The sequence below is a fragment of the Flagellimonas sp. HMM57 genome (assembly GCF_021390175.1).
Classification (GTDB): domain Bacteria; phylum Bacteroidota; class Bacteroidia; order Flavobacteriales; family Flavobacteriaceae; genus Flagellimonas.
Genome location: NZ_CP090004.1, coordinates 362,463 through 380,098 on the forward strand (window position 1 = coordinate 362,463; position 17,636 = coordinate 380,098).

Annotated in this window: 14 protein-coding genes; 11 read left to right on the forward strand and 3 right to left on the reverse strand. The window is 40.2% G+C overall.

Annotation, left to right across the window (positions count from 1 at the left end; genetic code table 11):
- The first annotated feature begins 42 nt into the window (after positions 1-42).
- Genes LV716_RS01610 through LV716_RS01630 form a run of 5 tightly spaced genes read left to right on the forward strand, consistent with a single transcriptional unit; the run spans position 43 to position 7,168 of the window.
- The gene (locus tag LV716_RS01610; protein ID WP_163419666.1) at positions 43-1,272 is read left to right on the forward strand and encodes a mandelate racemase/muconate lactonizing enzyme family protein; all 1,230 of its coding nucleotides are present in this window, start codon (positions 43-45) and stop codon (positions 1,270-1,272) included.
- The gene (locus LV716_RS01615) at positions 1,272-2,609 is read left to right on the forward strand and encodes a glycoside hydrolase family 28 protein (protein WP_163419665.1); all 1,338 of its coding nucleotides are present in this window, start codon (positions 1,272-1,274) and stop codon (positions 2,607-2,609) included. The genes LV716_RS01610 and LV716_RS01615 overlap by 1 nt, the downstream gene beginning before the upstream one ends.
- Entirely contained in the window at positions 2,606-3,859 is a 1,254-nt protein-coding gene (locus tag LV716_RS01620; protein WP_163419664.1) for a hypothetical protein, read from the forward strand. Before LV716_RS01615 ends, LV716_RS01620 begins: the two co-directional genes overlap by 4 nt.
- On the forward strand, positions 3,846-5,282 hold the full coding sequence (locus tag LV716_RS01625) for a glycoside hydrolase family 28 protein (protein ID WP_163419663.1): 1,437 nt from the start codon (positions 3,846-3,848) through the stop codon (positions 5,280-5,282). The genes LV716_RS01620 and LV716_RS01625 overlap by 14 nt, the downstream gene beginning before the upstream one ends.
- Complete coding sequence (locus tag LV716_RS01630; RefSeq protein ID WP_163419662.1) at positions 5,279-7,168, forward strand: glycoside hydrolase family 2 protein; 1,890 nt, start codon at positions 5,279-5,281, stop codon at positions 7,166-7,168. Before LV716_RS01625 ends, LV716_RS01630 begins: the two co-directional genes overlap by 4 nt.
- A 5-nt stretch (positions 7,169-7,173) precedes the next feature.
- Here the strand turns inward: LV716_RS01630 and uxuA are convergent, their stop codons facing one another.
- From uxuA to LV716_RS01645, 3 genes are read right to left on the reverse strand one after another with little or no spacing between them, the layout of a single operon-like run.
- Positions 7,174-8,340, reverse strand: coding sequence for a mannonate dehydratase (gene uxuA / locus LV716_RS01635; protein WP_205600151.1), 1,167 nt, complete (start codon positions 8,338-8,340; stop codon positions 7,174-7,176).
- 18 nt (positions 8,341-8,358) lie between these two features.
- Entirely contained in the window at positions 8,359-9,174 is an 816-nt protein-coding gene (locus tag LV716_RS01640; protein WP_163419660.1) for an SDR family oxidoreductase, read from the reverse strand.
- 8 nt (positions 9,175-9,182) lie between these two features.
- Entirely contained in the window at positions 9,183-10,823 is a 1,641-nt protein-coding gene (locus tag LV716_RS01645) for a UxaA family hydrolase (RefSeq protein ID WP_163419659.1), read from the reverse strand.
- 137 nt (positions 10,824-10,960) lie between these two features.
- Between LV716_RS01645 and LV716_RS01650 the strand changes: the two genes are divergently transcribed.
- The 6 genes from LV716_RS01650 (at position 10,961) to LV716_RS01675 (ending at position 17,636) form a co-directional block, all read left to right on the forward strand.
- Entirely contained in the window at positions 10,961-11,998 is a 1,038-nt protein-coding gene (locus tag LV716_RS01650; protein WP_163419658.1) for a sugar kinase, read from the forward strand.
- 3 nt (positions 11,999-12,001) lie between these two features.
- On the forward strand, positions 12,002-12,673 hold the full coding sequence (locus LV716_RS01655) for a bifunctional 4-hydroxy-2-oxoglutarate aldolase/2-dehydro-3-deoxy-phosphogluconate aldolase (protein ID WP_163419657.1): 672 nt from the start codon (positions 12,002-12,004) through the stop codon (positions 12,671-12,673).
- A 1-nt stretch (position 12,674) separates the two neighbouring features.
- Complete coding sequence (locus LV716_RS01660) at positions 12,675-13,649, forward strand: TRAP transporter substrate-binding protein (RefSeq protein ID WP_163419656.1); 975 nt, start codon at positions 12,675-12,677, stop codon at positions 13,647-13,649.
- Complete coding sequence (locus LV716_RS01665; RefSeq protein WP_163419655.1) at positions 13,649-14,158, forward strand: TRAP transporter small permease; 510 nt, start codon at positions 13,649-13,651, stop codon at positions 14,156-14,158. The genes LV716_RS01660 and LV716_RS01665 overlap by 1 nt, the downstream gene beginning before the upstream one ends.
- Positions 14,124-15,419, forward strand: coding sequence for a TRAP transporter large permease (locus LV716_RS01670; RefSeq protein WP_163419654.1), 1,296 nt, complete (start codon positions 14,124-14,126; stop codon positions 15,417-15,419). The genes LV716_RS01665 and LV716_RS01670 overlap by 35 nt, the downstream gene beginning before the upstream one ends.
- A gap of 327 nt (positions 15,420-15,746) precedes the next feature.
- The gene (locus LV716_RS01675) at positions 15,747-17,636 is read left to right on the forward strand and encodes an ATP-binding protein (protein WP_163419653.1); all 1,890 of its coding nucleotides are present in this window, start codon (positions 15,747-15,749) and stop codon (positions 17,634-17,636) included.

Sequence of the window (17,636 nt, forward strand, 5' to 3'; positions counted from 1 at the left end):
ACATTAGTTTAAGTTAGTTTTTTTAATTTCAAGAAGTTGTAAATGAACAGAGCAAATTTCATTAAGATGATTTCATCGGCAACCCTGGCTACAGGGTTGCCTTTTCCTATGTGGTCTTGCGCTTCAAAATTGAGTGCAAACACTATTTTAGGTTTCGATGAAATGGCAAAAGACGATGATTTTATCATCAAGGATATAGACACCTTTCTACTTAGAAAGGCGCTTTTTGTATCCGTAGAACTGAACAATGGCATAAAAGGTTGGGCAGAAGCCATGCCCAATGATAAGCGAAGTTCAAGGACATTAATTGAAAAAACGCTAAAGAACTACTACGAGGGCACCAATATTTTTGATGCGGAGAAAACGTGGGACCTTTGTATTAAATCCGAATACGATTTAGGACCAGGCGGACTATTGACTTATTCCATTTCGGGAATAGATTGTGCTATTTACGATGCCATGGGCAAGGCCACCAAAAAACCTGTATATGAGCTTTTAGGAGGCAAACTCCGCGATTCCGTGGAAATCTACGCCAGTTTTACAAGAGATGTATACCCTACACCAGAAAAAGCAGCGGAAAAAGCAAAACAACTAGTAGCAGAAGGCTATAATGCGATGAAGTTTCGCATGCGATGGGGGTTGGAAAACCAAGACCCTCCCAACGACAATACCACAGCTTTTGCCGCCGCGTTAAAAAAAGGCGTAGGTGATAACATAAAACTAGCTATGGACGCCAATATGGGACATAGCAGAGATAGGGCCATAGAACTTGGTAAGGAGCTAGAGGCTTTCGATTTAGCATGGTGGGAAGAGCCCACGGCACCCTATGATTATGATGCCATAAAAGCAGTGGTAGAGCAAGTAAACATTCCCATAGTATTTGGTGAACATGCATATACCGTAGAGCAAATAAAACATTTGCTGACCTACGGGGGTTCTTGGGCCGTAAACCCAGATTTGTTGAAATGTGGTGGATTCACGGGTGGAAAACGCATTGGGGATTATATCGCAAACCAAAATGTAAAGTTGGTGGCGCACAATTCAAGGCCTTCTTTAAGTACGGTATGTATGCTTCACTGGGTCTGCGCCACAAAAATGGCAACAGAACCCCAGGAATTTGCACTCCGAGAAAAAGCTCCAGGAGCATTTGATACGTTAACCGGTTTTCCAGAATTTAAAGATGGAAGACTTTATATTAGTGATCGTCCAGGTTTAGGGGTCGAAGTCGATGAAGACCAGGTAAGGGCCTATGATAAAAAGTATACCAAATAATGAAATCCTTGCCCCTTTTCTTTAGTTTGCCTTTATTGATTTTGATGACCTGCCAAAAATCAACTGACAATGAATTCAACATTCTTGATTATGGTGCGGTTGCAGATGGAAAGACATTGAGCACCAAGGCTATTCAAGAAGCTATCAATAGAGCTATTAAAACCAAGGGAAAGGTAATTGTACCCGAGGGAACTTTTTATACAGGTAGCCTTATTTTAGGTCCAAATATTATTTTTCACTTGGAAGAAGGTGCTATGCTATTGGCCAGTAATACCATGAAAGATTATACTAGCGAGGAATTTATAAAAGCATCCTTTGCAGATAACCTTTCGATAACAGGTACTGGAACCATTAATGGTAATGGGCTGTCTTTTTTTGACGAGGATTGGAACTACACTGAACGACCAGAGCCTTGGATTGTAATCGAAGATTCAAAGAATGTTTCCGTAACTGGTGTCAGATTTACCAATAGTCCTTCCCATACCCTTAACTTTGATTACTGCGACAAAGTATCAGTATCGAATATTTTTATTGAAAATGACCCCAGAAGTCCAAACACGGATGGAATCGATATCCGTAATTCCAAAAATGTAACCATTTCAAATTGTGATATTCGAACCGGGGATGACGCCATCTGTATAAAAAACACCAAAAAAGAGGAGAAATTAACAGATGCCAAAGGCAATTCAAGATTAAAAACCACTGAAAATATTACGGTAAAAGATTGTTATATCGAAAGTGATGATTCCGCACTGAAACTGGGTACGGGAAGTGGCCATCTAACAAAAAATATTACGTTTGAAAATATAACGATACGAAAAACACGCTATGCCATGGCTTTGTTTATGATGGATAGTGGTCGTTATGAAAATGTAATTTTCAATAGAATTGATGCTGAAACAGGTTCTAGACATGATCAAGAATATGGTATTTTCATGGATATCCATCAAAGACAAGCTGATTCTGCACCTGGTGAAATAACCAATATCCATTTTGAAAATTGTAACATCTCCACAAAAGGAATTTTCTATCTGTCCGGACATCCAGAACAATACATTCAAAACATCTCAATAACTGGTATGGAGATTACTATCAAAGAAACACTGGATAATTCTGAATGGGACAAGCCCAAAGGAAATAAATCGATACAACATTGGCCGAGTACTTCAAATTTTGTGAATGAAAAAGCAAACTTCATTATTGCAAATGCCGAAAATGTGCGGATGAAGAATGTAAAAGTTGAACGCAGCAGTCAAGTATCTTTTCCATTTTTATGGACTTATAACGCTTCCGTTGATACTATTGCTGTCCAGATCAATACCCTAACTGCACCATGAGAGCTCAATTATTCTTTAGCTTTTTAGTGACCATAAGTTTTCTTGCATGTGCGCAAGAACAAAAGCTGGGCCTAGATAAATCGTACAAAAAGGAAATCGAAGCTTCATTAAACGATGCAATTGCCCATGCCGGAAAAAGTTGTCTTGAAGAAGAAGGAAAGTCAAAAGGCGATTATGAAATGATATCGGGAAGATGGATGGAATATGAACCTGCGTGGCACACGGGGCAATTGATTCAAGGATTACTTGCCGCCCATGATGTTACAAAAGATTCCAAAGCACTGGAATATGCCATTAAAGCTGGTAACTGGTGGGTTTCACTTCAATTCCCAAAAGGGCATCAACTGGAAGGTTATCTAAATGCTGTCCATGGGGCTAGCGTGGGCAACCTTATAAATACCACTACAATTACCGATGGCACCCCTGGACTTTTTGATTTGACCGAAGCTACCGAAAACCCAAAATATGCAGAAGTAGCTACTTCTGCAGGGAGTTGGATTCTCGATAATCTCTACTTGCCTGAGCATAAATTAAGCTACAACATAGTTGACCCGAAAACTGGTGAAATTTGGAAGAACAAAAGTCCACATGCCCAGCATCAAGGTCACGAAATCACTATAAAACAAGTAGCCCGCCCAAATGCAGAAGGATACCTTTGGAAAGATATATACCTGTTTAATGGCGAAGAACGGTACAAAAAGGCATTTTTGGAACTTTGTGATGGCCTCATAGAAAAACAAAGTGACAATGGATTTTGGATGGATTTTGAACCCAATGATCCAAAAACAGGGAAAATCCATGCACGTTTCAATACATGGAATGCCGAAGCACTAATTGAAGCTTTTACGCTGACCAAAAATCAAAAATATCTGGATGCAGCCATGAAAACCGGGAAGGGATTAGCAGCTATTCAACAAAAAAATGGAACGATTTTTTACATCAGCTATACTGATGGCAGTGTTGACGAACGCTCTCCATGTGGCTCGGGAATTTCCTTTGCCGGTATTCTTTGGCTGCGATTGTTGGAATTGGGAAAGCCGGATTTTATCGAAAATGTAAAGAAAGCACTTGATTTCACACTCAAAAATCAGTTCCCTTCAAATCATCCAGACAAGAATCTGGCCGGAGGTTATTTTGAAATCCGACAAAAAGCCAAGGGCAATGGACAGTTAAAACTGATCTATCGAGATATAGCTACTGCTTTTGGATTACGGTTTTTAAGTAATGTATACCAATATGAGTTTCAATAAAAAACATATCATATCATATCTGCGAAAGTGGATATTTGAGAGGAAACGGTACCGTATTATTCCTTTAGTTTTAGTTGTATGCCTTTTAAGCTGTAAAACCCAAACCAAAGACGACTTTACGAAAGAAATTGCCCAACAAAATATAAAAGCAGCTTGGGAACAGACCTATCCTGCTATTCTGGAAGCTATTCATCCTCCAGCTTTCAAAGACACCATAGTACATATTACGGACACTTTAGATTTTAGGGATAGATTGAATATCCATATTACCGATTTATCCAATGCGGGTGGCGGAATTATTTCCGTGCGCCCTGGCATTTATAATGCAAAGGGTAGCATTTTTATGAAATCAAACATCAACCTTCATTTAAGTGAAGGTGCAATACTTCTATTTTCTCCCAATCCTGAAGATTACCTTCCTGTGGTAAAATCGAGATGGGAAGGGACATTTTTGATGAATTATTCCCCGTTGATTTACGCCATTGATGCTGAAAATATTGCCATAACTGGAAAGGGAACAATCAATGGGCAGACCCAACCATACTGGGCAGATTGGAAAAACAAACAAGCGGCAGATAAAAAACTACTCAGGCAAATGGGCAATGACCAAGTTCCGCTATCGAAAAGAATTTTTGGTGAAGGCCACTTTCTGCGTCCTTCGGGCATTGAGTTCATCAACTGCAAAAACATTCTCTTGGAAGGTTTCACCATCAAGAACAGTCCTTTTTGGACGATTCATCCCGTGCTATGTGAAAATATCACGGCCAAAAACTTGAACATTCGATTAGGCACTACCAATGATGATGGTTTTGACCCTGAAAGTTGTAAAAATGTGCTTATTGAAAATTGTATTTTCAACACGCATGATGATTGTATTGCCATTAAGGCAGGTCGTGATCAGGACGGTTGGCCCTATCCCCCATCAGAAAACATTATTGTAAGGAACAATAGTTTCAACACTGCGGTAGGAAGCGGGTTTTGTATCGGTTCCGAAATGTCAGCTGGAGTCAAAAATGTCTTTGTAGAAAACTGTAAGTTGTCCAAAAGTGAAAAACATGCCTTTCAATTTAAGAGTAACCCCGACCGTGGTGGTTTCATAGAAAATGTTTTCGTCCGTAATATTGATGTGGGAGACGTAAAATATGGTTTTGAATTCACTACCAATTATAAAGGTTGGCGTGGCAATGAGAATTTCACGCGCTATGAGCATTTTTACTTTCAGGATATCTCTATTAAATCTGCCTTGGAAAAATCCATAACGGTTAACGGAAGGCCCGAAAAACCTATTCGAAATATCTTTTTTCAAAATATAGCCATTACCGATACCAATACTAAAATCGCCGTCAAAAACACGACGGGCGTATTGTTTGACAATGTCAAAATCAACAGCAAAACCATCGACAAAAAGCTAGAATCCCAATGAAAAATAGAATCTCAACAACTCTAAATATATCCCTTTGCAAATTAGGCGCACTATCGTTTTTGTTATCTTTTGCTTTTATCCAGATTGACGCACAAGAACCCTTATTACAAAATGTTTATAATCGCCCGTCCACTTCTTTGAACGGGAATTGGAAATACGTTATAGACCCATACGATACGGGTTATAGAAATCATAGAAACTGGACTCCCTTTGATGAAGCAGAATCCACGAAAGCTTCTGCTAAACCTTATTACACGGACAAAGTCATTGAAGAACGCTGGGACCGTGTAGAATATGACTTTAACACCTCCCCAGAAATCATAGTGCCAAGTGATTGGAACAGTCAGTTTGAAAAATTACAATACTACGAGGGCGCCATTTGGTACCGGACTACATTTGATTACACGGTTGATACAAACCAACTCACCTTCCTATATTTTGGTGCGGCCAACTATCAGACCGATGTATACCTCAACGGAGAAAAAGTAGGTCAGCACTTGGGTGGATTCGACCCTTTTAACTTTGACATCACCAATAAATTAAAAACTAAGGGCAATTCATTGGTTGTTCGTGTAGACAACCGCAGGGAAAAACATCGCGTGCCCAATTACACCACGGATTGGTGGAACTACGGTGGAATTACGCGAGAGGTAAAACTAGTTTCAGTACCCAAAACCCATATTCAGGATTATAGTTTACAATTGGATAAAGACAATCCAAATCAAATTAAGGGATATGTACAAGTTTCCAATGCGACTTCAGGACAGTCTGTAACCATTCAAATCCCTGAAGCCAAAATCAATAAAACTTTTATAACGGATACAGATGGAAGGGCACAAATAACGATACTAGCCAAAAAATTAAAGAAATGGTATCCCAAGCGTCCCAAACTTTATGAAGTTTCATTATCCTCTGGTTCGGATACGCTTAAAGACCAGATTGGATTTAGAACGATAACGACCGAAGGGGCCAATATTTTACTGAATGGTAAATCCATTTTTTTAAGAGGTATTAGTCTTCATGAAGAAAATCCGATTAAAATAGGAAGGGCAAAATCTATGGAAGATGCCAAGATGCTTTTTGGATGGGCGAAGGAACTCAACTGTAATTTTGTACGTTTGGCACATTATCCACATAATGAAAATATGCCCAGATTGGCAGATAAGCTAGGTCTATTACTTTGGGAAGAAATCCCGGTGTATTGGGGAATTGACTACGAAAACCCTACGGCTTTTGCTCAAGCAAAATCACAATTGGAGACCTTGGTGCATCGTGATAAAAATAGAGCTAGTGTCATTGTTTGGTCCGTTGCCAATGAAACCCCTGATTTAGAATCAAGGCTCATTTTTCTTCGGAAATTGAAAGATATCGCCCTGGCAATCGATGATACCCGTTTTATTAGTGCCGCATTGGAACGCGATGAAAAAAGTACCGCAAATACTGTAAAAATTCCCGATCCATTTGCCGAAGATGTTGATATTCTTAGCTGTAACGAATACATTGGCTGGTATTCCGGTTTACCATCCCGTTGTGGTGAGGTTACATGGGACTTGCCCGAAAGCAAACCTTTTTTCGTAAGCGAATTTGGCGGTGGGGCCTTGTACAACCATCATGGTGACAAGTTGACCCGTTGGACGGAGGAATATCAGGAATACCTCTACGAAGAACAATTGAACATGCTACAAAAAATTTCAACGTTGCGTGGCATGACACCCTGGATTTTAGTGGATTTCCGTTCTCCCAGAAGAAACCTACCCTTGATACAGGACGGCTGGAATCGAAAAGGACTCATCTCGGAAAATGGGTTCAAGAAAAAGGCTTTTCATACATTGAAAGCTTTTTATGATGAAATGGAGAAAAAGTACGATTACAAAATCAACGACTAAAATGATTATCCCATACCTTGTACAATGGCATACTCCAAACCCCTAAGCTCAGCAAGCCCTTTTAGCCGTCCGATTGCCGTATAGCCAGGATTGGTTTTTTTATTAAGGTCGAGGTCATCCAACATCTGATGGCCATGATCAGGCCGCATGGGAAGAGAAGTATTTCGTTCTTGCTGTATTTCCAAAAGTGCTTTCATCACATCGTACATAGGCACATCGCCTTCCAAATGGTTTGCTTCGTAGAAGTTTCCTTCGGTATCGCGTTGCGTACTTCGCAAATGGACAAAATGGATATACGCACCAAAATCACGAATCATTTGAGGAAGGTTATTATCGCTACGGACACCAAAAGAGCCAGTACAAAAGGTAATGCCGTTAGATGAACTCGGTACTTCTGTCATCATTCGATTGATGTCAGACGCCGTACTGACCACTCGTGGCAATCCAAAAATAGGGAAAGGCGGATCATCTGGATGTATTGCCATTTTTACATGATGTGCTTCCGCAACAGGGATGATTTCCTTGAGAAAGAGCGTAAGATGTTCAGCCAATTTTTTGGCATCGATACCTTCATAGCTATCCAAAATAGTTTGAAATTGCTCTAAGGTATAGCCTTCCTCACTTCCTGGTAATCCTGCAATGATCGTTTTTATTAAAGTGTTCTTTGAAGCTTCGTTCAAACTTTCAAAATAGGCTTTTCCTTTTTCAAGCTCTGTTTCTGTATAGTCCGCTTTTGCATTTGGACGGTTCAGAATAAAACAATCAAAAGCTACCAAAGCCTGTTTTTCAAATCGGAGTGCTTTTGCACCATTGGGCAGTTCGTAAAACAGATTGGTACGTGTCCAATCCAACACGGGCATAAAATTGTAGCAAATGGTGCGTACACCTTCCAACGCTAAATTCTCAATGGAAGTTTTGTAATTTTCAACATACATTTGAAAATCTCCCTTTCGAGTTTTGATGTTTTCATGAATCGGGATACTTTCAACTACCGACCAAACCAGACCGGCCGCTTCAATTTCCAGTTTTCGCTTTTTTATTTCCGCCCTTGTCCATACTTCCCCATTGGGAATGTGGTGCAAAGCTGTAACCACACCTGTTGCACCTGCCTGCGCAATATCTTTTAGGCTGACCGAATCCTTGGGTCCGTACCAACGCATTGTTTGTTCCAATACTTTCATAATCTTATTTTAAACTCCCGAATATGTTCCAAATCCTCCATCAATCTTCAGTACCGTACCCGTAACAAATTTTGATGCATCGCTACATAAATAATGAACTGCTCCCAACAACTCGTTAGGGTCTCCAAAACGTCCCATAGGCGTATTTGAAATAATTTGATTTCCACGTGCAGTCAAGCTTCCATCAGTTTCGGTCAATAAAGTTTTGTTCTGTTTGGTCAAAAAGAAACCTGGCGCCAGGGCATTTACTCGCAGACCTTCTCCATGTTTTTGGGCAAATTCCACAGCCAACCATTGAGTTAGGTTATCAATTGCCGCCTTTGAGGACGAGTAGCCCATGACCCGTGTCAAAGGGCGCTCCGCTGACATACTAGAAATGTTTATGATACTTCCCTTTTTTTCCTCCAAAAACAAGGGTAAAAAGGTTTTGATGGGCAAATAAGTACCAATATAATTTAGCTCAATAATCTTTCGTAACGCCTCGACATCGCTGTCCAACAGTGTTTGGTCCGGGGTAATTGTAGCTCCTTGCATATTGCCACCTGCCGCATTGATAAGCACATCTATGGTGCCAAACGACTTTTTGAGCTCTTCGTATGCCTTCTCTAAATCCGATTCCTTGGTTACATCTGCTAGGATAATACTGGCCGCTCCACCTTTGGATTCAACCGCATCTTTGAGTTCATGGGCACCTTCGATTGCGTACGACATAATTACCACATGAGCTCCTTCATCTGCTAGGTATTTTGCCATCTCCGACCCTAATACACCTGTTCCTCCGGTAATTACAATAATCTTGTTCTTTACATTAAAAAGTTGGTTCATATTTTAGTTTAAAGTGATATTCCTCTTTTCCAAGGAATAAAATCATCTTGATTTAATACTTGTGCTTTTGTTTGGATTTTTCCACTGGCAACAGCAATGATAAATTCCATGAGTTCCTCACCCATTTCTTCGATTGTTTTATCTCCCGTGATAACTTCTCCTGCATCCACATCGATAATGTCGGGCATACGTTCGGCCAATCCACTGTTCGATGCTATCTTGATTACGGGCGCAATAGGGTTTCCCGTAGGTGTGCCCAATCCTGTCGTAAAGAGGATAAGGTTTGCTCCCGACCCTGCTAATGCGGTTGTGCTTTCCACATCGTTGCCAGGTGTACACAATAAATTTAGTCCAGGTTTGGTGGCATACTCTGCATAGTCCAGCACGTCTACGATAGGTGATGTACCACCTTTTTTTGCCGCTCCGGCACTCTTCATGGCGTCCGTTATAAGGCCGTCTTTAATGTTTCCTGGGCTTGGGTTCATATCGAACCCCGAACCTACCGCTTCGGCGGAAGCTGCATAGGTTTGCATTAAATGAATGAACTTGTCCGCGATAGCATCGTTGGTGCAACGGTTGATCAGTTGCTGCTCTACACCGCAGAGCTCTGGAAATTCGGCCAACATGGTTTTTCCACTCAAAGCGACTACAATATCAGAAGCATGCCCCACCGCTGGATTTGCCGAAATTCCTGAAAAACCATCGGAACCACCACATTCCAAACCCAAGGTCAACTTATCCAAAGAAGCTGGTTCCCGTTGTAATTTATTTGCTTCAACCAACCCCTCAAACGTTTTTTGTAGTGCCTTTTGCAAAAGATTCTCTTCCCTACCCTCTTGCTGTTGTTCCAAAATATACAATGGCTTATCAAAATCTGGATTCACAGCTTTCAATTTCTCCTGCAAAATGGAAATCTGTGCATTTTGGCAACCTAGACTCAAAATAGTGCCCCCAGCTACATTCGGATTATTAAGATACCCGGCAATCAAGGCGCATAACATCTCTGAATCTTGCCGAATACCTCCGCATCCGCCTTGATGTGTTAGAAACTTGATACCATCAACGTTTTTAAAAACGGCTGTTGATGTGGCAGTTTCTTCTTCCAAAACCATTCCGCTTCGTGGGGAGGCTCCTGATTTATATTGGTTCACCATCTGGCGGACATATTGTTTGTATTTATTGGGCCGCACAAAACCCAATTCTTCCAAAAAGGCATCCTTCATAACGGCCACATTTCTGTTTTCACAAAAAACCAAAGGGATAACCACCCAAAAGTTTGCCGTTCCTACCTGTCCATCGGAACGATGATAGCCATTGAACGTCTTATTCCTAAATTTTGAAATATCAGGTTGTTGCCAATCAAAGATTTGCTTTCGTACTCCGTAATCTTCCGTCTTATGCGAAACATTATCAACGGTAAGCGCTTCTCCTTGCTCAATATTTTTCTTAGCTTTTCCAACTACGCCTCCATACATATATATCTCATCGCCATCCAAGAAGTCGTTTTGTGCAAATTTATGTTTGGCCTTTATGGGTAGCTTCAATTGAAAGTTCTCGCCATTCATCATCACTATGATTCCTACATCTAGGTTTTCCAGCGCAACTACCACATTATCAGATGGATGAATTTTGATGAATTTATGTCTCATTTTCAATTAAAAATTAGTAACTTGCGCAATCGATTGCACAAAGTAAGGAAAATTTATTTGATTTTTCTCATACAAAAAGGAAAAAAGCGATTCCTTGACCAATTCAATCGAATAAATAAAAGCTAAACCTATCCAATATGAAAAAAGTTGTCACCTTTGGTGAAATTATGCTGCGCTTAGCCCCTCCCGGATTTTTAAGATTTTCTCAAACCAATTCATTTGACGCCATCTACGGTGGTGGTGAATCGAATGTTGCTGTTTCTTTGGCAAACTATGGGATTCCCGTTGATTTTGTAACGCGTCTTCCGGACAATGATCTGGGTAAATGTGCCATGATGGAACTACGCAAACGTGGTGTAGGTGTGGATAATATTGATTGGGGAGGAGAACGTTTGGGAATTTATTTTTTAGAGACCGGTGCTGTAGCCAGGGGCAGTAAAGTAGTTTATGATAGGGCATATTCGGCAATATCTCAAATTGAAAAGGGAACGATTGATTGGAAAACCGTTTTTAAAGATGCTGATTGGTTCCACTGGACCGGTATTACGCCTGCAATTTCCCAAGGAGCAGCAGATGCCTGTCTTGAGGCGTGCGAAGTGGCCAGTAGTATGGGAATTACCATATCGACAGACCTCAACTACAGAAAAAAACTATGGAACTATGGTATTGAACCTGAAAAAATCATGACCCCATTAGTCGAGCATTGTGATGTAATTCTTGGTAATGAAGAAGATGCTGAAAAACACTTTGGCATCCATCCCAAAGGTGTTGATGTAACACAAGGCCATTCCGTGAGCACAAAAGCTTTTGAGTCTGTCTGTAAGCAGATGATGGATAAATTCCCAAAAGCCAAAAAAGTGATTACTACGCTACGGGGTTCTATTAGTGCCTCCCACAATACCTGGGCGGGTGTGTTGTACGATGGCAATACACTTTACGAATCTTCCACATACCAGATTACCCATATCGTTGACCGTGTTGGTGGAGGTGATTCTTTTATGGGCGGACTTATATACGGTTTGATTACCCATGATGGTGATGACCAAAAAGCATTGGATTTTGCAGTAGCTGCCTCTTGTTTGAAGCATAGCATTAAAGGAGATGCCAATCAGGTTACCGTGGATGAAGTTGAAAAATTAATGTCCGGCGATGCATCCGGGCGTGTAGCTCGATAATATATGGCAAGATTTTCCAGAATAGAAGTAGCAGTAAAAATGAGGGAAACCGGGTTGGTACCAGTCTTTTACCATAGTGACCTTGAAATTTGCAAAAAGGTCGTAAAAGCATCTTATGATGGTGGTGTTCGGGTTTTTGAGTTCACCAATAGAGGTGATTATGCCCATGAAGTCTTTGGAGAGCTGAACAAATGGGCCATAAAAGCCGTTCCAGAAATGATATTGGGCGTTGGTTCCGTAATCGACGCCGGCACAACTTCTTTATATCTGCAATTAGGTAGTAATTTTGTGGTTTCTCCTATATTGAATCCTCAAATGGCAAAAGTCTGTAATAGAAGAAAGGTAGCATGGTCGCCAGGTTGTGGCTCATTGACCGAAATATCATATGCCGAAGAATTGGGCGCCGAAGTCGTGAAGATTTTTCCTGGTATGCAGGTTGGAGGTCCAGATTTCGTAAAGGCGATTAAAGGTCCGTCGCCTTGGTCCAGCATCATGCCTACGGGCGGTGTAAATCCTACCCAAGATAATCTTGAAGCTTGGTTCAGTGCAGGTGTACATTGCGTAGGAATGGGCAGCCAACTCTTTAAAAAAGAACTCATCAGTTCTGGCGCCTTTGAAAACATTACTTCCGAAGTAAAGAAAGCTTTGGGTATTATTAAAAATCTAAGAGCTTAATTTGAAATCAATATCTTTTTTTAGTCTGCTAAGTCTCTTAATTCTCTTATCCTGCGATTCGCAGAAAGAGGAAAAAATATTGCGGCTGGCCCATGGGCTCGACACCAATCACCCAGTGCACCAAGCCATGGTACATCTAGGAGAGCGATTGGAAGAAACTTCCGAGGGTAAATTAAAGGTCATTATTTATCCTAGTGGGCAGTTGGGAGCGGAACGCGAATGTTTGGAATTACTTCAAATTGGCAGTTTGGACGTTACAAAGGTCTCTGCTGCTGTATTGGAAAATTTTGTTCCTGAATATAAGGTTTTAAGCGTCCCATACATCTTTAGGGATAAAGCACATTCCCATAACGTATATGATAGTGAAGTTGGAAAGCGATTTTTGACGAAGGGTGAAAATTATCGTCTACGGGGTCTCTGTTTTTATGATGCCGGGAGCCGTAGCTTTTATACCAAAGACAGGCCAATAATTACCCCATCCGATTTAGAAGGAATGAAAATACGCGTACAAAAAAGTAATATGGCCGTTGCAATGGTCCAGCAATTGGGCGGCTCTCCTACTCCAATTTCTTGGGGCGAATTGTATACTGCCCTACAACAAGGTGTAGTGGATGGAGCAGAGAACAATCTACCCAGTTTTCATACATCTAAACATTACGAGGTATGCAAGTTTTATAGTTTTGATGAACATACTGCCGTTCCAGATGTACTGCTGATAGGAACTGTAACATGGAACAGGCTTAATGATCAGGAAAGAAAATGGTTGCAGGAGGCTGCCAATGCTTCCGCTATTTATCAAAGAGAAGTATGGGCACAAGCAGAAGATGAGGCCTTGCGGGTTATTAAAGAAGCTGGTGTAGCGGTAAATTACCCTGACAAAGCGCTATTTGCGAACAAAACAAGAGCGTTTGATGAACTGTTTGAAGAAGGTTCTGAAGCTTCTCAATTAATGCATGCCATTAAGGAAATAAAATAATGCGAAAAAAAATAGACTTGGTACTGGAGAAACTGCTTATCATCATCATGATAATCATGTTGATATCCGTAATCTGGCAGGTCTTCTCCAGATACATTTTAGGAAGTCCAAGTACCCTTACCGATGAGATTGCCAGTTATTCCTTGATTTGGCTAGGACTTTATGGTGCTGCATACGCAACGGGAAAGGAACTTCATTTGGCCATTGATCTAATTCCTGTTACGACCATCAACAAAGCTCCTATCTTTTATTCAGGAATAGTAACTTTTGCCATCGTCATATTTGCTCTGATGGTCATGGTGATCGGTGGCACTAATTTATGTTACCTAACCTTTCTACTGAAGCAGAAATCGGCAGCGCTGGAAATTCCGTTGGGAATGGTGTACAGCGCCATTCCTTTATCGGGTTTACTTATATCATATTACAGCCTTGATACTTTTATTAAAAGACGTCGTACTTATTTAAAAAATAAAAATGGATTATACGGAAGCACTGATATTGGTCATTAGTTTTGTCATCCTCATGGCAATGCGCGTGCCCATTGCCTACAGCATTGGGGTTTCTGCATTGTTCACCTTACTTGTGTCCATGCCTACCCTTCCTGCTATTACTACGTTGTCGCAACGTATGGCCACTTCATTGGATAGTTTTGCGCTATTGGCCATTCCATTTTTTATTCTCGCAGGCCAAGTAATGAACCGTGGTGGTATCGCACGTCGCCTCATTGACTTTGCTAAAGCTATAGTAGGGCCTTTACCCGGTGGTTTGGCTTTTGTAAACATTATTGCATGTATGCTTTTTGGAGCAATTTCGGGTTCCGCAGTAGCTGCTGCATCTGCTATTGGTGGATTCATGAACCCTATGATGGAAAAAGAGGGTTATGATAAATCTTTCAGTGCAGCTGTGAACATAACCAGTGCCACCACTGGACTTATCATTCCGCCCAGTAATATTCTGATTATTTACTCCTTGGCAAGTGGTGGTGTAAGCATTGCAGCCTTGTTCTTAGCAGGTTACGTACCCGGTATTTTAATTGGTCTTGCCTTAATGTTGGTTGCAGGTATTTATTCCTTCTTAAAAAAGTATCCCACGGAAAAAGGTGTTGGTATCAAAGAGTTTTTAAGACGATTCATTAGTGCCCTTCCAAGCTTGTTATTATTGGTCGTTGTTATAGGCGGAATCGTAGCTGGAATCTTTACTGCTACCGAAGCATCTGCCGTAGCGGTTGTCTACACCTTTGTATTGGCCTTTGCCTATAAAGAAATAACCATAAAGGATGTTCCTACCATTTTACTGGAAACGACAAAGACCTCTGCAATTGTTATGCTTTTGATCGCTACATCCGTAGCGATGAGCTGGGTGATGAGCTATGAGAGTATCCCCCAAGAAATCAGTGCTGGGCTTTTAGGCATTAGTAGTAACCCTATTGTCATCTTGATCATCATCAACTTGATTTTGTTGTTTGTAGGGATTTTTATGGACATGACTCCTGCTGTATTGATTTTTACTCCCATATTTCTCCCCATTGTCACTGCAATGGGTATTGACCCCATTCATTTTGGAATCATTATGATTCTCAACCTTTGTATTGGGCTTTGTACACCTCCCGTGGGCTCAGTGCTTTTTGTGGGCTGTGGTGTCGCCAATTTAAAAATTCAACAGGTGGTTAAACCTTTGCTCCCCTTGTTTATTATGATGTTATTTGTGCTGGTATTAGTTACCTATATCCCCGAATTAAGCCTTTGGGTTCCTAAATTATTTGGGTTTTAAATTTCTTATGATTCAAAACGGTAGTAACATCTTCCGATAAAGTCCACTTTATTACATTTCATAGTACTATTCATTTAACATATCCAATTACTTATTCTAACAGGGATTATCCCTTAAAACAGTGATGTGGGTAGAAATCATAGTGGCTAACTTTGTCATTGGGTTTGACGTAACTCCGATAGCGGAAGGATGTTAAACCAATGATACAAATTATGATGGGAAGTATCATAAAAAATCAATAGAACACAAACTGTAGAGGTAATATGATGCTGAGATTCGCTTTCTTATTAAATAGTTTAATTTTAAGTTTTGGAAACATATCCGTCTATGGTTCATAAAAAAGGGTACCCTATTACTTTTCTAATTATTACTGTTTTCTGTGTTTTCAATCTAAAAGCGCAGGAAGGTGTCCGATTTCATGCGTTTGGAGAAATTCCTAGAAGTATAAGTGACTCGCTTTACCAAACGCTCAAAAATGCAAAAACTACTAATGATAGGCTCGATGCAATCTATACCATAGCTGAAGAACATGTCCTATACGGCAACCCAGATTCTGTCATCCACTATGCCGAAAGGTTGGATAAATTATCGAGCAATGTAGATTACCTACGCAAAGTAAGGGCTAAACGCCTTTTAGGGATAGGCAAGTTTATGAACGGCCTTTACGATAGAGCTTTTGAAGCATATGTTCAAGGCTTGGAAATCCCTCAAAACAAAAGTACGCTGGACGAAGTCAATAAGGTAAATTTTGGTTTGGGAGAGGTATACTATGTAAGAAATGAATTGGATAAGGCAACCATACAATTCACAAAACTCTTGACTCAAAATATAGATAGCCCACTACTGAGCAAGGTAAATTTTTACTCTGGAAACATTGACCTTAGGGAAAGGGATTATGAAAGTGCCAGAACATTTTATAGCAAGGCCGATTCTTTATGCGATTCTACAATAAATCCAAAACTTAAGCTACAGATACAACTGGGCTTTGGTAAATTGGATGTTGCGGAAAATAACATTGACAACGCATTAGGGATTTTTGAAAACGTTATGCAAAGTGCCCAAAATAGTAGATTTTATGGTCTTTACACCGAGGCAGTACTTGAATATGGAAAAATAAGTACGCAATTGGGCAGGTATGAGGTTGCAGAAATGGCCTTGGCCGTGGCTTATACCAATGCGATTCAATGGAATAGATTGGAGCTCCAAAAGAGAATTCTAAATAGTTTAAGGAAAACGTATAGTGCAAAAGGTGATTTTGAAAATGCTTATAATCTTATGACACAATATATAGTGTTATCCAATCAGGTCTTGAAGCAGCAAAATAGTAAGGCGCTCAAAGAACTTGAGGTAAAATACAACACTCTTCAAAAAGAGAATCAAATTTTTGAACTGAAGGAACAGCAAATAGAAAAACAAAGCGAGATTGAAAGGCAAAAGACCATTAAAAAGGCCGTTTTGTATGGTTTTGTGATACTTTTGATTCCAATTATAGCACTTTTAGTGGTCTATTATCAAAAACTACAGACCCAGAGTCAATTAAACCAACAGCAAGAAGAGCTGAATTCCCAAAGGATAACAGCACTGTTAAACACCCAGGAATTACAGCTGGCGCGTACTTCTTTGGAAGCACAACAAGAGGAACGACATAGAATAGCCAAACAACTCCATGATAGTATAGGAGGGAATTTGGCCGGTATTAAGCTGCAGTTGGGAAACCTGAAAAACAATCGTCAGTTTCAAACGGAAATCATCAATCACGTAAACGAAACTTATGAATTGGTACGGGATATCTCGCACGACCTTGTTCCGAAAAAATTCAATCAAAATGCTTTTACCTCGTTAATAGAAGATTACATTGGTACTCTTAGTGAAAATTCAAAAGTGAAGATTACTTTCTCTTCGCATCCAAGGGAAAAGATAAATCAAATGCCCGAAAAATTAAAGGTGGAAGTGTATCAAGTAATTCAAGAACTTTTCACCAATACCTTAAAACATGCGAAGGCCAATTCAATAGAGGTACATATGAATATCATAGAAAATACAATGCAACTTATTTTTGAAGATGATGGTGTAGGTTTTGATATCAATAGTGTTAAAAAGGGGATTGGACTTCAGAATATTGAAAGTAGATTGGACAAATTGGATGCCGAATTGATTATTGATAGTGCTTTAAACCGAGGTACGGCAATAAATATTGAAATTCCCATAAAAGATTAA